This is a genomic window from Francisella salina, from assembly GCF_000219045.1.
GTDB classification, from domain to species: domain Bacteria; phylum Pseudomonadota; class Gammaproteobacteria; order Francisellales; family Francisellaceae; genus Francisella; species Francisella salimarina.
Window position 1 is genome coordinate 1,536,954 of record NC_015696.1, and the last position, 14,908, is coordinate 1,551,861.

Sequence of the window (14,908 nt, forward strand, 5' to 3'; positions counted from 1 at the left end):
AACAAATTTTAAGCAAGATAATAATATGATGTATCAGAAATGTCTATTTATAAATATAGATTTATGACTAATCTTTAGTCATTACAAGTTTAAATAATAAGATATGCGCAAAGATTGAAAAAATTATTGTCCCTACCCACCAAGCTACAGGATTATCCAAACCATGTACTGTTACATAATAAGCTGCAAATATAGATATGATAAACTGTAGGCTAGCCATAACTAATCCAGGATTCCAGCTTTTACGCTTAACCCCTTCTGCAATGTGTGTTAAACAATTTATAATACTGAAAATTATAATCAACAATCCAAAACCAAGATTGATAAAGCTCAAAGTTCCAAAAACTGCAAATACTAACCACACCATAAGTATATTTATCCAAAATATCTTAATGTCTGTAAGTTTTTCTTGACCTTGTGGCAATGCCATAACTGTACGATTCATAAAATCTTTAAAGCCACCTGGTACATAGTGCTCCTCTGTCTGGTGGAACAAATACATAGGAATATTAATTAATCCCCAAAAATGTGGATCATATACAGAAAAATTAGCAAATAGTAATATTGTAAAGAATATACCAGCCCATGGAGCTATTTTTGCCCAGTTTTGATTTTTTGCTAAAAAATTTATCATCACTCAACCTTTAAATATAAGTTATATTATCGATAATATATTATCTTTTATAAAAGTTACTATATAAATCTTCAAATATCTTGGTATTTTTGTCAAAAATCGCCTTGCAATGCAGACAAATAATTGTATAATATACTCCATCAGTTCGGAGAAATGGCTGAGTGGTCGAAAGCGGCGGTCTTGAAAACCGTTGACTGTAACAGGTCCGGGGGTTCGAATCCCTCTTTCTCCGCCATATTAAAAGCTCACAGCAATGTGGGCTTTTTTTATGTCTAAAATTTGTAAAGTATTTTTTATCTAATAAGAGTAAAACTATTATACTGCCCTACCAAACTACACTTCTAAACTTTTTATTAAGCTTTCTTAAAGTTGATAGTAAAAAAAAGACCAACAGTCTTAGGATTAATAAGAATAAAACCTTCTTGCTTCTTTTTTAGCTCTACTTATAGCTGCTTTTTTAGCCATTTTTCTCTTCTGGGTTGGTTTTACGTAATGCTGTCTTTCTCTAAGCTCTTGTTTAATACCTGCTTTTTCACAAGCTCTTTTGAAGTTTCTTAGACTAATATCAAAAGGTTTTCTGGGATCGACTATTATTCTTGGCATATTATCCTCTCTTAATTTTAGAATATTAAGAACTATTAAAGTTCTTTTAGGGTTAAAAATTATTATTAGCAAAATAGCAATGAAGTATCTAAAGAAGATTTAGAGGCTTTATTTTATTTATACACTATCAATGTTAATACAAAGTATCCACTAAAAATACATATTATGGAGACATATACAAATATAACTAAGATTATGCTCTCATTTAAGAGTATAATAAGCATCTATTTAACAATATATATTTAGAATGATTGATCCCAAAAACACATTCATTAATTTTGAAAATAATAAAATGGTAGAAGTTATTTTTAGTGATATAACTGCTTTAGTCCAGAAAATATCAGAATCGAAAAAAGTAAGTATAGCTCAAGCAGCAGAGCTTAGTATATTCAATACTGAGATTATGGAACAGTTTATTAATTTAATAAACCATATGACGGATAGAGACTTTAGTGATAACAAAGAATCTTCGATGGTAGAAAGTTGTTTAGATTTTCAAGATTTATGCCTATATCTAAAAGACTTGGACAAATACGAAGAAGATTTTGATTTAACTAAGATACCTAGTTTTCATTAAAAAGCTTTCAATTAATACTTTTATACTATATGATTAGTGTCAGTTATTTATATTGTAACTTTAATTTGACTACTACGAAACTAATATAATCAGAAGTTTATTTCCAATAATCTATCCTTTATAAGTAAATCGTTAAAGTTTAAAACTAAGCCCAATGTGATTTAACTTATATAAGACAACAAAACAAAAGGAAATAAAACAATGAGACAAGGTACTATTAAATTTTTTAATACGACTAAAGGATTCGGATTCATAGAGCCTCAAGATGGTGGTAAAGATGTGTTCGTTCATATCAGTGCAGTAGAAAATGCTGGTTTAAGCACTCTACGTGAAGGCGAAAAAATTAGCTTTGAAGTTGAAGAAAACAGAGGCAAAATGGCTGCTGTTAATATCAAATCTATCTAATCTAAACCATCCTTATAACTATAAAGATAGTCTTTCTTAAGAAAATTAATTCATATTTTTATTCTTCAATTAACTATGAAAAGATAGCCATTTTTTAGATGGATAGCCTGGGATCTCTTTGGTTAATACAGGCACCATAAATCCTGATGAAATTTCAGACAGTTTTTTCATAATATCTTTAGCATTATCAACATTATAGTGTTTAGTTCCTGAAACAGTATCTAGTGAATGTATATAGTACGGAATCGCTTTAGCATTTATAAGTTTTGTACTCAAAGCATATAGCACATTAGCATCATCATTTATGTCTTTAAGTAATGTACTTTGATTTAGGATAATTATGCCATGATTGTGTATTTCCTTTAAAACCTCTCTAATACTATCATCTAACTCATTTGGATGATTAACGTGTATTACTAATACAGTATCAAGCCTATGCTCTGAAAGAATTTTCAAAAGTTTAGCAGTCATTCGCTCTGGTAATACTACAGGTATTCTTGAATGAATCCTAAGCCTTTTGATATGAGATATCTGCTGGATATTTTCTACAAAAAATTCTAATATCTCATCGTTATTTAAAAGAGGATCACCTCCACTTAATATGACCTCCTCGATACTACTATCATTTGCTATATATTCAAATGCTTTTAACCAATCTTTTCTACCAGGGATATTTTCTCTATAATCAAACTCTTTACGAAAACAATAGCGACAATGCACAGCGCAGCTTGTTTGTGATATCAGCAGAACTCTACCATGATATTTATGTAATAGTCCTGGCACTTTATTATAATTTTTTTCATCAAGTGGATCGCTACTATAGGATTGATCTATCACTTCTTCATCGATAGTTGGTAAAACCTGTTTGAGCAATGGATCATTGATATTACCTTTTTGCATTCTATTAGCGAATGATCTAGGCACTATCATTTTAAATCTCTTGGTTATATTTAATGAAACTTTGGCCTCTTCACTATCTATTTCCAAAAACTTTAATAATTCTAAAGGTGAGTAGAAAGATTCTTTAAGGGCTTTTTTCCAGTCATTAGTAGACATCTATTTATATTTTAAAATAAGATTTTTTGATCTTCGAATTCTCTCATATAACCATAGATTGTCAATTTGTTTATACTAGAAGATCTAATTGATCAATCTATTCAGAATATTTCACACCTATATCTGCTAAAATTTTAGATTTAACTTTTAAAAGCTCTTTGATATAAAAATCTTTATTTTCCGCATAACGATATTGAGGTACAAGAATAGAAACACCAAGACTACCTAAAAATGTATTTACAGCTACTGCCGTACTGACTATGCCCTCTATTGTTTTACCATAATCATATTCAACACCATCTTCTCTAATCTTAGCAAGCCTTTCAAACAATTCTTTATTATCTTCAATACCTTCATCCAGGATATCGATAATTTCCTCATCTGAGTACAGCGCTAACAAAGCCCTACCAGAAGCTGTATAGTAAATTGGCTTCTCAAGTACACCTATTCTTGGAATTACCTGCAGTTCCCTATTCGCTATGAACCTATGCATTATTATAAGATCGGTATTGTTTGATTGTGTCAGAACAACTGTTTCACGTATTTTTTCACTAAGCTTCCTTAATGTGTTCTGTGTCAAAGAGACTATATCTGCATAAGATGAAGATGCTAACTTAAAAACACCTGATCCAAGCAAAATCTTACCTGCCCCTTCGCTTCGTGTGAATCCTTCAGCCTCAAGAGCAGCAACTATTCTTTGAACTGTAGATCGAGGTAAGTTGACCTTCTTTGCTATATCTCCCAAGCTCATGCCTCCAGGCTCATTACTAATACTTTGTAGCACATTCACAGCTCTGCTGATTACTTGGATTTTTTTTTCATTACTCATAAAAAGTTAATAATTTCTGAGGTTTAAAAGTCTTTTGACTAATAATAGCTTTTTTCATATAAAATTGCCAAAACATTCTTGTACCATTTTGCGATACAGTGTATCATACATCTATCTATAGGAAAATTAGCCTTAATTTACCTCCAGAAATAAAATTAAAAAAATCTCGCACAAAATAAGGAGTCTGATATGCCTGTAATTACTTTTGATGGACTACTAATTTCTCCAATAATATTATTTTTAGCTATTGCAGCAATATTGACTATAACTACAAACCTAGCAATACCCAAAATCATACATGACTATGTAGATCTTAAATTATCTTGGTTTAATCTTGCATTATTTATCTGTTATCTAGGATTAAGCATGCTACTAATAGGAAACTAAAATGCCAAACAAAAGAACCAAAACTACTATTAGTGTTGTTATAATTTGCGTGGCATTGTTTTCTCTATATTCAATCTGGAGATACTATCTATACTCACCATGGACTAGAGATGGTCGAATTAGAGCTAATATCATCACTATTGCGCCAGATGTTTCTGGTTTTGTAACCAAAATATATGTATCTGATAACCAAAGAGTAAAAAAAGGTCAATTAATCTTTACAATAGACAAAGATAGATATGCAGCAACTCTAGATGAAAAAGAAGCAGAGCTAAAACATGCAATAATGCAATGGGAGCTAGCTGATCGTCAATATCAACGTAGAGAACAACTTGGAAAAGATGGCTCAATAAGCTTAGACACTCTCGATGAATATCACATGCAAGTAAAGCTAAAAAAGGCAAATCTTGAAAAAGCAAAAGCAGAGGCTAGACTCGCAAAGATCAATCTAGATAGAACAAGTGTTTATGCACCAGCTGATGGTACTATAAATAATATTGAACTACGACAAGGTAACTATGTTGTCGCAGCAAAACCAGTGATGTCTTTAGTTGAAGCTAATTCTTTCTATGTAACTGGATATTTTGAAGAAACCAAACTACCCAATATAAAAATCAATGATAAGGCTACTATCGAGTTAATGAGTGGTGGAGAACTACTACATGGACATGTAATAAGTATTGGCAAAGCTGTAGCAGACAACAATACAGATGTGAATAGTCAACTACTGCCAAAAGTACAGCAGACCTACGATTGGGTAAGACTATCTAAGCGAATACCTGTTGATATAGCTCTAGATGTGATACCTAAAAGTATCAACTTAATATCAGGTATAAATGCAACGGTAACAATACAATGATACAAAGACTATCAGATGAGCTAGAAGTAATTATAAATAAAGAAAATATTATTTATACAATCAAAGGGTGTATATCTTTGACTATGGCTCTATGGATATCAATGAGTTTGAATTTAGATAAACCGATGTGGGCTATGATTTCTGCACTATTTTTACAAACTCGACCAGAAGCAGGTTTTATCATTGAAAAAGCTCTTTTATTAATAGCTGTATCTTTTATTGGAGTGTTTGTTGGCTTTTTGATAGTCACATTTTTTTTGCCTTTTCCTGTATTAGCACTAATGGCTCTATGTAGCTTTATATCTATATCTATATTCTTCTCTGCCAACATGTCTCATCCAAACTTTATCTATGCCTTAGCATTGGCAAATGTTACCTGCATAATAATTGTTTTTTACTCTATAGCTAATCCTATGCTCACTACTGAAGAGACAATTTTTCATACCGGATTTTCTCGTGTAACTGAAATATCTATTGGCTGTATCTGCTCATGCCTTGTGAACTACTACATATTGCCAGTCAAAGTTCAGAAAACATTAAAGAATCACTCTAATAAAGTACTAGAGCTTACTATATATTATGTTCAAGAAATGTTTCTAACACAAGACTTCACTAATAACATAAAATATAATTCAAAAGTTGAAGCAATTCTTAATAATCTTATAACTCTTGGTAATGATTTGAGTGCAGCAAAATACGAGAGCTTGGATAAAGGTAATTATCTTATATTTTCAAACACTGTAGTTGAACTAATAGAAGCAGTACACTCATTAAGAAAATATTTAGCTAAAACAGAAAATAATTCTACCCTACAAAATCACTTAAAAACAATCGCAAACAATCTAAATAATATTGATAATAGTACAAGTAATAATCTAAACATCATATCTGACGATCATAAACTGAATAAGGTAATCTCAAAAATAGCTAACCTACTAGCTAGTTACAAAAATTTAGAAACCAAAAGTGATCAAAACAAGATAGTTTATAGTTTTATAACATATACTAACCCTATAGTTACACTAATTGCTATCGCTAGAACCGTAAGCTTGCTGCTTATCATGTACTTCGTATGGGTAAGTACAGACGGCAACTCTAGTCTTCTTATGATGATTATTCTACCTTGTGTCTTGTCTCAACTTTTTATATCCGTACCTAATCCCACAGAAACAGTTAAAAAAAATATCATAGGCATAATTATATCAATACCAATAAGTATTCTTATAACACTAAATTTACTATCTCAAGCAGTGGGCTATTTTGAACTGTTAATATTAATATTATTAACTGTACTACTCATTCCCATAGCAGCTCTTAACGTTCCTAAACTGCAGATGTATAGTCTTGGGTTCTATTTAGGTTTTGTATTTATGGTCCAACCAAGTAATCATATGAGTTTTGAAATCACTTCATCATTTACCATAGCTATGAGCTCAATTGTTGGATGCTTAGGTCTCTGGTTAGCATTTAAGCTATTTCCACTTACTCCTCACACTCTAAGTAGAAAGGTTGCTATCAGATCTATAATCAATGATGTTCACAAATTTCAAAGAAAACAAATATCTAAGGAGTGTTATCAAGCTACTTTAATCAAAAAGATTCTCAGTGTTTATAGAAATAGAAAAGAAGACTCATCATCCGAAAAAGATATTGAATTTGCTTTGCAGAGCCTAGCTAAAGCCAACTAATTTATTTGCTTGTTATAGTGACCTTTTTCAAAATCAACATTATAAACGATATCTCTATAGCCATGAGGATTTTCTATCTTTAATTTATGTACATCATTATATACTTGCTCTATAAGCCTTATTCTTTTTTCTCTGTTATGAGTTTTTTCACCGACAACATCAAGAATACTTAAATTATATTCCCATTGTTCATCTCCAAGCATATGATAATTTTTCAATAAGCGACTATCAAACTTAAAGCTATGCTTGTGAGTATTTATCATTTTTTCAACAATACTAGATAAGATATCTTGATTAGACTGCCACAACTTTGCCAAAAATATAGCTTGGCATTCTGATAAAACAAATGGTACCGTTTTCCATGGTATGCCAACAAAAGCAAGATTAAGATAATCTTTATGTAGTATCTGATTACATAATGGACTCACAACATTATCTTTTGTTGAAATAATATCTTGAGATAGAAAAGGAAAACTATATTTATAACCAGTACAAAAAATAATTTCATCTATCTCAATAGTATTACCATTAACAGTTGTAGCTATACATTTATCATTGCATTTATAATATTTGTAAATAGAAGATATAAGCTTAATATTTAGATTATTTTGTAGATTATATAGTTCTTGGTTCTTTTCTAATTCTCTAACAGAAACATAAACATCTCTACCACTATTATATAACTCATGAGATATATCCACACCAGATGAAGAATATCCTACACATAGGACTTTCTTAGCGTAGTTATCTACACTCCTATAATATTTGCTGTGTGAAGCACTACCTACAATATAATCAAAACCATTAGTATCATTTGGAATTTTAGGCTCATCATAGTGCCCATTAGCAATTATTACAAAGTCAAACTCTTCATTAAATACCGCGCTATTACTTATATAAGATAATTTCCATAATGGACTTTTCGATAACTTCTGGATAGGTTTCAAACCTATAACTTCAGCATTTAGGCAAAGACTATCATCTATTTGCCAAGCTTTGGCATTTGCTTCTAAGTAATACAAAACTTCTTTATGCTCTATAAACGATTTATTAGAGTTATAAGGAATTTTTTCATTTTCAAAAACCATTATTTCTTTGGGTAGATTAGTCTTTAGTGTTTCATATAATGCACCTTCTGACTCATCATAATTCCATACACCACAAATATTGTTCGTTTTTTCAAAGACTTTAACCTGAAAACCACCATCCTTGAGAACTTTTGCATTAATGAGTCCACTAGCACCGGCACCAATAATTGCGACTCTATTCATAATTTACACTGAAATAGTACATTTATACCCACTATACTTACGGATATTTATTACACCTGTATCAAATATTAAATACTGACCTTTTATACCCATGAGCTTAGCTTCTATAATAGGATTCTTATCTAAGTTAAATGATTTAATTTTTGTAGGATACTCAAGCACAGGATAATTTATAGTTTGAATATTACCCTCTACAGCTTCAACACTATTATCACCATATTTGGCTGTAATTTGAGCTATTTCATCACTAGACTTTTCGATCAGTTCATCTCTTAGATCCTCAAATTCAACTTCAGAACTTGGCTCACCTTGAAGCATTTTTCGCCAGTTCGTTTTATCTGAAATATGCTCTTTGATTGCGACCTCAACTAATCCTGAAATTAGTCTAGTCTCTACAGCAAAGATTGGAATAGCTTGACTAGCACCTTGATCTATCCAACGTGAAGGAATATTTTTAAGCTTAGTAATACCTACCTTAATATCTCCTGTATTTGATAGATATACAATATGAGTTTTCATGCAGTTTTCTTCACCCCAATTAGAATCTCTACATGTCCCTGCCGCGAAATGGCACAGTTCAGGTTTAACTATACAGATATCACACTCAGGTAACTTCCTCATACACATAAAGCAATGACCTTGAGAATAGCTCTTTTTTGTTTTAATGCCACATGATACACAATTAATTTCATCTAAAAATTCTATTCTCATATTTTTGCCAATGAGATCATTCATACAGATATCTTCTAACTCATATAGAGCATTATTATCACTATCTAATGTTGTTATCATTTTGTGTAAATTTACTGTTTTATTCATTAATACTTTTTTTAATAACTAAACTGCCTTTTAGGATAACAGACTTTAAAAGCAGTTAAAATCCTTGTTATTATTAGCTATAATCAATTTAATCAAACTAATTGGTTCTGATATGAGTGTAAGACTAGATAAATGGCTATGGGCAGCTAGATTCTACAAAACTAGAGCTATCGCAAAAAAAGCTATCGAAGGTGGCAAAGTACACTTTCAGGGACAAAAAACAAAAGTCAGTAAAGCTGTAAATATTGGCGATGAATACAAAATCCAACAATCACATATTAAAAAAATAATAATTGTCGAAGCTCTCGATGAAGTTAGAAAATCAGCTACTGAAGCTCAAAAACTTTACACAGAAACACAACAAAGTATCGAAAAGAGAGAAAAAGAAGCAACCATCAGAAAGACTGCTAACTTATTAAGCCCAGAAAAACCTACAAAAAAGCAACGTAGACAGATAATTGATTTTAAAAGAAATGATTGATCCACTATTAAACAATATAGATTATTAACGATTAATTACTAAACTTTTCTATCATCTTAAGCACAACGTAAATTATCGCACTGATTACTGCCGATATAAAACATACTTTAATAGCAATTGGAAATAGATTAATAAATATAGTAATAATAGTTACTATTATTAAAACACCTACAAATATTGATAAAAACTTATCCATTTTAAATAACCCCTTATTTTATAATAATTTTTGCAAATTTACGTTTACCAACTTGGAAAACATTTTCTGTACCTTTACCAAAAACAGCCTTATTATCAGCAGCCTTCTCACCATCTATTTTAACAGCTCCTTGCTTAATCATGCGAATAGCTTCTGAAGTACTTGCTACCAATCCTGCTTCTTTAAGCAAGTTTGCTATTGGCAATTCTTGACTTAATTCTACAACATTTATGTCATCAGGTATCTGATTTTTTTGAAATCTTTGGATAAAATCTTGATGCGCACTTTCAGCGTCTTCCTTAGAGTGAAATCTCTCTATTAACTCTTTTGCCAACTCTATTTTAATGTCACGTGGATTTGTGCCATTAGCAACATCTTGTTTTAAATTAGCTATAGTATCTAAAGATTTGAAGCTAAGTAATTCGTAATATCTCCACATCAATTCATCTGAAACAGACATCACCTTGCCAAATATATCGTTAGGTGCTTCTTCAATACCTATATAATTTTGGCTAGATTTTGACATTTTTTTGACACCATCTAAACCTTCTAGAAGTGGCATTGTTATGATAATCTGTGGTTCTTGGCCCTGTTGTTTTTGTAGCTCCCTGCCCATCAACAAATTAAATTTCTGATCTGTACCACCAAGCTCAATATCCGCATTCATAGCTACAGAATCATAGCCTTGTACTAATGGATACAAAAACTCATGTATTGAGATAGACTGGCCACCTTTGTATCTTTTTGAGAAATCATCTCTTTCAAGCATTCTAGCAACTGTTGATTTAGATGCTAGTTTGATCATATCGCTTGCAGACATTTTATCAAACCAGTCACCATTACGACGAATGACTGTTTTTTCTTTATCTAAGATTTTAAATACTTGTTTAGTATATGTTTCAGCATTTGCAGCAACCTCTTCTGCAGTCAATGGAGGTCTTGTCGCATTTTTACCAGTAGGATCGCCTATCTGAGCTGTGAAATCACCTATCAAAAAGTGAATTTCATGTCCTAAATCTTGCAACTGTTTTAATTTATTAATTACAACGGTATGACCAAGATGGATATCAGGAGCTGTTGGATCACAACCAAACTTAATCACTAATGGCTTGTTTTTTTCGAGTTTTTTAACTAATTCTTCTTCAATTAGGACTTCATCTGCCCCTCTTTTAATTATTTCTAAAGTCTGTTGTATCGTCGACATTATATTTTTGTATATAAAAATTTCTCTCAATAAAGCAAAATTATAGCACAAAACTCTTTTATAGAACCAATAAAACCTTATACTTACTACAAAGTAAAAACATTTAATGTCCCATGCATATATATATATCACAAAGTAATGATATTTATTTTAATTTAGCTTTTGAAAATTGGTTATTTTTAGAGAAACTACATCACGATAAAATTCTATTTTTATGGCAAAACTCGCCTTGTGTTGTGATTGGTAGAGCACAAAACCCATGGCTTGAGTGTAACCTTGAAGCAATGAATAACGATGGTATACCAATGGTACGCCGCCAGAGTGGTGGTGGAACTGTTTATCATGATTATGGTAATCTTAACTACACTATCATTAGTACAAAAAAAGAACATAACATCAAAGCAAACCTAGAACTAGTATGCAATACAGTCAAAAAACTAGGTATAGATGTATATGCAAATGAAAGAAATGATATTGTTGTTGATCATAATGGTCATACCTACAAAGTATCAGGTAGCGCTTTTCGAGAGAAAAAAGATCGTGCTTTCCATCATGGTACACTACTCATCAATGCTAATACAAAAAAACTCTATGACTATCTTCATCAACCAATAGATAAATCTTTAGATACAAAGGGAGTAAAATCTCATCGCTCAAAAGTAATTAATCTATCTGAGATAAAACATGATATACAAACTCAAGATCTCACAAGGTCTTTTATTAAAAGCTTCAGAAGTATTGATTTAAGCTTAATAAATGAAGAAACGCCATTAGAAAATAGAGAGCTAATAGACAAAGAGATAGAAACACTCAAAGAATGGAAATGGCGCTTCGGCAAAACTCTACCGTTTACAAAGACATACACCAAAGGTAGTGAACAAATCAAAATCAAGATTGATGCCGGTATTGTTACAGAGATTAATAATGTTTATAAAAATACAAACCTTGCTGATAAAAATATTCGTTTCGAAAATAGCTATGATTTTGATTTCTTTAAGAAAATTCTTACAGAATAAATTTTATTTAGAGCTTGTTGAGAAAAATGTCGCAACACTAATTGCAAAAATAAAAGGTAAAATAAAAGCATCAACAACTGTTACAATGATGTTTTGAATAGACATTTCTAATGAACTCATCTCTAGACCGAAGTTTTTCAACAGATATATCAATCCAAAAGTTACTAACGGTTTTATTACCATAAGAGCTAATATTGCTATCGATATTCTAAACATATAAAAAAAGTTACTTCTTATTATAGCGAAGTTGTTAGATATAGATTCAAAAACACCCTTTTGTGCCAATAACACAGCAGGCATAACTGTCAAGAATAATAATACTCCCAGAAAAATACCTATATATTGTAAAAACATAGTGAGTACTGTCATCACAATCATGGAAAGTAAAAATACTCCAAGAAATACAAATACTCTCTTAGAAAAGATTTGTAATGCTATTTTTAATGCATCGGACACTTTTAGCTCATGTTTAACCATTACACCTTGCAATATTATTATCATTGCATAAACAAATACTGTAGCTACTACAATCAACAAAAACATACTCGCTAGTATATTTCCCGATGGTAATTGCGAGATATCAGCTTCGTTACCACTTTGAATATAGTCTGCCATACCATGCTTCATTAAATATACAAAACAAAACTCTGATATAAATGACAGCATAAAAGCTAATACAAAAGTTATTTTAAAGGCTCTTTTGTATATATTTGTTGCTATCGAAATCGTTTCTCTAAAATTTAAATTATTCATCATAAATGCTCTAGTAAAAATAAAACAAGCTAAAATATAACATAAAATTTACTATTTTTGTCTTACAAAAATCAATAACGGCTTTAAAGCTTAAAAAAAATATAATAAATACTTGTAAAATTTTATATCAATACCATTTAGTAATATTACATAGATTATTTTAACAAACCTAACAAAGGATTTGATTATGGAAGCAATGAAAGGAACTACCATCCTATGCGTTAGAAAAGGTGATAAAGTAGTAATTGGCGGCGATGGTCAGGCTACATTAGGACATACAATAGCAAAAGAAAATATCATAAAAGTTAGAAAATTAAATGGTGGTAAAGTTCTAACAGGTTTTGCAGGTTCTACTGCAGATGCATTCACACTATTTGAAAAATTTGAACAAAAACTAGAGTTTTATCAAGGTAACCTTGAAAGAGCTGCTGTTGAAATGGTGCGTGAGTGGCGTTTAGATAGAATGCTGAGTAAGTTAGAAGCTATGATTATAGTTGCAGATGAAAAGCTATCTCTTCTAATATCAGGAGCTGGAGATGTTATGGCTGCTGACAAAAATGACATCATATCTATTGGTTCTGGGTCAACTTATGCTCGCTCAGCGGCAACAGCCCTTGTTGAAAATACTGATCTTTCAGCAGAAGATATAGTCAAAAAAAGTCTTACTATAGCTGCAGATACTTGTATTTACACAAACCATAATTTCACTATAGAAAGTTTAGAAAATAAAAAAGGATAGTTATACGATGACACAAGTGATGACTCCAAAAACAATTGTACATGAATTAGAAAGACACATTATTGGTCAAAATGATGCTAAAAAAGCAGTTGCTATTGCTCTACGTAATAGATGGCGTAGAATGCAACTTGATGATGAGATGCGTCAAGAAGTAACTCCTAAAAATATCCTAATGATAGGACCTACTGGTGTAGGTAAAACAGAGATTGCGCGCAGACTAGCAAAATTAGCGGATGCGCCTTTTATCAAAGTTGAAGCTACTAAATTTACAGAGGTTGGTTATGTAGGTAAAGATGTTGAGTCTATAATCCGCGATCTAGTGGAAACAGCAGTCAAAATGAAGCGTGAAGAAGCTAAGCAACAAGTTACAGAAAAAGCTGCTGTATTAGCAGAAGAGAGAATATTAGATGTTCTTATTCCGCCAGCTAGAGCTTCTGAGTCAAAAGTAGGATTTGCGAATGAGCCTGCTGAAGATGCTCACTCTAAAAAAGAAAAAGAAAATAAAACTCGTGAGATTTTTAGAAAAAAAATCCAAAATGGCGAGTTAAATGATAAAGAGATTGAAATCGAAGTATCTGTAGCTCCTAAAAGTATAGGTGTTATGGGACCTCCAGGCATGGAAGATATGACAAATCAGCTTCAGGATCTATTCTCTAGTTTAAGTAGTGATAAGAAAAAAACCAAAAAGATGCGAATCAAAGATGCTATCAAGCTAGTCCAAGATGAAGAAGCTGCTAAGCTGATCAATGAAGAAGATATCAAAGCTAGAGCTCTTGAGTCTGTTGAACAAAATGGTATCGTATTCCTAGATGAAATAGATAAGGTTTGTAAAAAATCTGGAAATTCAGGTGCAGATGTATCTAGAGAAGGTGTGCAACGTGACTTACTACCACTGGTAGAAGGTTCTACTGTCTCGACTAAATACGGTATGATAAAAACTGATCATATCTTATTCATAGCATCAGGAGCCTTCCATGTTGCTAAGCCATCTGATTTAATTCCAGAGCTTCAAGGTAGATTACCAATTAGAGTAGAGCTAAAATCTCTCGAGATAGAAGACTTTGTTAGAATATTAAAAGAACCTGACTGCTCTATCCTTAAGCAGTATGTCGCTCTAATGAAGACTGAAGGTGTTGAATTAAGCTTCGAAGAAGATGCTATTAAAAAGATTGCTGAAATCTCTTTCCAAGTAAATGAGGAAGTCGAAAACATCGGTGCTAGAAGACTTCATACTGTTATGGAGAGACTATTAGAAGAGATTTCTTTTGATGCCCCAGACTTAGAAAATAAATCTATAAATATAACAACAGATTATATAAATGAAAAACTAAGTGGATTAGTCAAAAATAAAAATTTAAGTCAGTACATTCTATAATCCTTTACTAAATTTG

18 protein-coding genes and 1 tRNA gene are annotated in these 14,908 nt (G+C 31.4%); 10 read left to right on the top strand and 9 right to left on the bottom strand.

What is annotated here, in order from left to right:
- Positions 1–67: 67 nt before the first annotated feature.
- On the bottom strand, positions 68–637 hold the full coding sequence (locus F7308_RS07560; protein WP_156796596.1) for an HXXEE domain-containing protein: 570 nt from the start codon (positions 635–637) through the stop codon (positions 68–70).
- A 144-nt stretch (positions 638–781) separates the two neighbouring features.
- On the opposite strand from F7308_RS07560, the gene F7308_RS07565 reads away from it, so the two are divergent.
- Positions 782–869 (top strand) — tRNA-Ser (locus F7308_RS07565).
- Positions 870–1,036: 167 nt separating this feature from the next.
- Here the strand turns inward: F7308_RS07565 and rpsU are convergent.
- Complete coding sequence (gene rpsU, locus F7308_RS07570; protein WP_013923273.1) at positions 1,037–1,237, bottom strand: 30S ribosomal protein S21; 201 nt, start codon at positions 1,235–1,237, stop codon at positions 1,037–1,039.
- Positions 1,238–1,484: 247 nt separating this feature from the next.
- Here rpsU and F7308_RS07575 point away from each other — a divergent pair, with 247 nt between their 5' ends.
- Positions 1,485–1,814: a hypothetical protein gene (locus F7308_RS07575; protein WP_013923274.1), complete on the top strand. Its 330-nt coding sequence runs from the start codon at positions 1,485–1,487 to the stop codon at positions 1,812–1,814.
- 201 nt (positions 1,815–2,015) lie between these two features.
- Complete coding sequence (locus F7308_RS07580; RefSeq protein ID WP_013923275.1) at positions 2,016–2,219, top strand: cold-shock protein; 204 nt, start codon at positions 2,016–2,018, stop codon at positions 2,217–2,219.
- Between the two features lie 69 nt (positions 2,220–2,288).
- On the opposite strand, the gene epmB is transcribed toward F7308_RS07580, so the two are convergent.
- Both epmB and F7308_RS07590 read right to left on the bottom strand, forming a co-directional pair.
- On the bottom strand, positions 2,289–3,275 hold the full coding sequence (epmB, locus tag F7308_RS07585; protein WP_013923276.1) for an EF-P beta-lysylation protein EpmB: 987 nt from the start codon (positions 3,273–3,275) through the stop codon (positions 2,289–2,291).
- 97 nt (positions 3,276–3,372) lie between these two features.
- Positions 3,373–4,104 (bottom strand): IclR family transcriptional regulator, encoded by a 732-nt coding sequence (locus F7308_RS07590; RefSeq protein ID WP_041263776.1) that lies wholly within the window; start codon positions 4,102–4,104, stop codon positions 3,373–3,375.
- 189 nt (positions 4,105–4,293) lie between these two features.
- Here F7308_RS07590 and F7308_RS07595 point away from each other — a divergent pair, with 189 nt between their 5' ends.
- Genes F7308_RS07595 through F7308_RS07605 form a run of 3 tightly spaced genes read left to right on the top strand, consistent with a single transcriptional unit; the run spans position 4,294 to position 7,038 of the window.
- On the top strand, positions 4,294–4,491 hold the full coding sequence (locus tag F7308_RS07595; protein WP_013923278.1) for a hypothetical protein: 198 nt from the start codon (positions 4,294–4,296) through the stop codon (positions 4,489–4,491).
- Between the two features lies 1 nt (position 4,492).
- Positions 4,493–5,350: an efflux RND transporter periplasmic adaptor subunit gene (locus F7308_RS07600; protein ID WP_013923279.1), complete on the top strand. Its 858-nt coding sequence runs from the start codon at positions 4,493–4,495 to the stop codon at positions 5,348–5,350.
- Positions 5,347–7,038: an FUSC family protein gene (locus F7308_RS07605; RefSeq protein ID WP_013923280.1), complete on the top strand. Its 1,692-nt coding sequence runs from the start codon at positions 5,347–5,349 to the stop codon at positions 7,036–7,038. Before F7308_RS07600 ends, F7308_RS07605 begins: the two co-directional genes overlap by 4 nt.
- Here the strand turns inward: F7308_RS07605 and F7308_RS07610 are convergent.
- Together F7308_RS07610 and F7308_RS07615 are read right to left on the bottom strand one after the other, a co-directional pair.
- Positions 7,035–8,309: an NAD(P)-binding domain-containing protein gene (locus F7308_RS07610; RefSeq protein ID WP_013923281.1), complete on the bottom strand. Its 1,275-nt coding sequence runs from the start codon at positions 8,307–8,309 to the stop codon at positions 7,035–7,037. The genes F7308_RS07605 and F7308_RS07610 overlap by 4 nt on opposite strands.
- 3 nt (positions 8,310–8,312) lie before the next feature.
- Positions 8,313–9,128: a DUF2797 domain-containing protein gene (locus tag F7308_RS07615; protein WP_041263778.1), complete on the bottom strand. Its 816-nt coding sequence runs from the start codon at positions 9,126–9,128 to the stop codon at positions 8,313–8,315.
- Positions 9,129–9,240: 112 nt separating this feature from the next.
- On the opposite strand from F7308_RS07615, the gene F7308_RS07620 reads away from it, so the two are divergent.
- A complete protein-coding gene (locus F7308_RS07620) occupies positions 9,241–9,609 on the top strand; it encodes an RNA-binding S4 domain-containing protein (protein ID WP_041263966.1) in 369 nt (122 codons plus the stop codon).
- Positions 9,610–9,640: 31 nt separating this feature from the next.
- On the opposite strand, the gene F7308_RS10215 is transcribed toward F7308_RS07620, so the two are convergent.
- Both F7308_RS10215 and tyrS read right to left on the bottom strand, forming a co-directional pair.
- Positions 9,641–9,805 carry a hypothetical protein gene (locus tag F7308_RS10215; RefSeq protein ID WP_013923284.1) on the bottom strand — a complete coding sequence of 55 codons (165 nt, stop codon included), beginning with the start codon at positions 9,803–9,805 and terminating at the stop codon, positions 9,641–9,643.
- Between the two features lie 13 nt (positions 9,806–9,818).
- On the bottom strand, positions 9,819–11,009 hold the full coding sequence (gene tyrS / locus F7308_RS07625) for a tyrosine--tRNA ligase (RefSeq protein ID WP_013923285.1): 1,191 nt from the start codon (positions 11,007–11,009) through the stop codon (positions 9,819–9,821).
- A 113-nt stretch (positions 11,010–11,122) separates the two neighbouring features.
- On the opposite strand from tyrS, the gene F7308_RS07630 reads away from it, so the two are divergent.
- Positions 11,123–12,025, top strand: coding sequence for a lipoate--protein ligase family protein (locus F7308_RS07630; RefSeq protein ID WP_013923286.1), 903 nt, complete (start codon positions 11,123–11,125; stop codon positions 12,023–12,025).
- A 3-nt stretch (positions 12,026–12,028) separates the two neighbouring features.
- Here F7308_RS07630 and F7308_RS07635 read toward each other — a convergent pair whose 3' ends face one another.
- Complete coding sequence (locus tag F7308_RS07635) at positions 12,029–12,778, bottom strand: hypothetical protein (RefSeq protein ID WP_013923287.1); 750 nt, start codon at positions 12,776–12,778, stop codon at positions 12,029–12,031.
- Between the two features lie 187 nt (positions 12,779–12,965).
- Here F7308_RS07635 and hslV point away from each other — a divergent pair, with 187 nt between their 5' ends.
- Both hslV and hslU read left to right on the top strand, forming a co-directional pair.
- Entirely contained in the window at positions 12,966–13,517 is a 552-nt protein-coding gene (gene hslV, locus F7308_RS07640; RefSeq protein WP_013923288.1) for an ATP-dependent protease subunit HslV, read from the top strand.
- A 7-nt stretch (positions 13,518–13,524) separates the two neighbouring features.
- Entirely contained in the window at positions 13,525–14,892 is a 1,368-nt protein-coding gene (gene hslU / locus F7308_RS07645; protein ID WP_013923289.1) for an ATP-dependent protease ATPase subunit HslU, read from the top strand.
- The last annotated feature ends 16 nt before the right edge of the window (positions 14,893–14,908 follow it).

Coding starts and splice junctions, on each gene's coding strand:
- rpsU (WP_013923273.1), bottom strand. CDS start 1,237: ATGCCAAGAATAATAGTCGATCCCAGAAAACCTTTTGATATTAGTCTA.
- F7308_RS07575 (WP_013923274.1), top strand. CDS start 1,485: ATGATTGATCCCAAAAACACATTCATTAATTTTGAAAATAATAAAATG.
- F7308_RS07580 (WP_013923275.1), top strand. CDS start 2,016: ATGAGACAAGGTACTATTAAATTTTTTAATACGACTAAAGGATTCGGA.
- epmB (WP_013923276.1), bottom strand. CDS start 3,275: ATGTCTACTAATGACTGGAAAAAAGCCCTTAAAGAATCTTTCTACTCA.
- F7308_RS07590 (WP_041263776.1), bottom strand. CDS start 4,104: ATGAGTAATGAAAAAAAAATCCAAGTAATCAGCAGAGCTGTGAATGTG.
- F7308_RS07595 (WP_013923278.1), top strand. CDS start 4,294: ATGCCTGTAATTACTTTTGATGGACTACTAATTTCTCCAATAATATTA.
- F7308_RS07600 (WP_013923279.1), top strand. CDS start 4,493: ATGCCAAACAAAAGAACCAAAACTACTATTAGTGTTGTTATAATTTGC.
- F7308_RS07605 (WP_013923280.1), top strand. CDS start 5,347: ATGATACAAAGACTATCAGATGAGCTAGAAGTAATTATAAATAAAGAA.
- F7308_RS07610 (WP_013923281.1), bottom strand. CDS start 8,309: ATGAATAGAGTCGCAATTATTGGTGCCGGTGCTAGTGGACTCATTAAT.
- F7308_RS07615 (WP_041263778.1), bottom strand. CDS start 9,128: ATGAATAAAACAGTAAATTTACACAAAATGATAACAACATTAGATAGT.
- F7308_RS07620 (WP_041263966.1), top strand. CDS start 9,241: ATGAGTGTAAGACTAGATAAATGGCTATGGGCAGCTAGATTCTACAAA.
- F7308_RS10215 (WP_013923284.1), bottom strand. CDS start 9,805: ATGGATAAGTTTTTATCAATATTTGTAGGTGTTTTAATAATAGTAACT.
- tyrS (WP_013923285.1), bottom strand. CDS start 11,009: ATGTCGACGATACAACAGACTTTAGAAATAATTAAAAGAGGGGCAGAT.
- F7308_RS07630 (WP_013923286.1), top strand. CDS start 11,123: ATGCATATATATATATCACAAAGTAATGATATTTATTTTAATTTAGCT.
- F7308_RS07635 (WP_013923287.1), bottom strand. CDS start 12,778: ATGAATAATTTAAATTTTAGAGAAACGATTTCGATAGCAACAAATATA.
- hslV (WP_013923288.1), top strand. CDS start 12,966: ATGGAAGCAATGAAAGGAACTACCATCCTATGCGTTAGAAAAGGTGAT.
- hslU (WP_013923289.1), top strand. CDS start 13,525: ATGACACAAGTGATGACTCCAAAAACAATTGTACATGAATTAGAAAGA.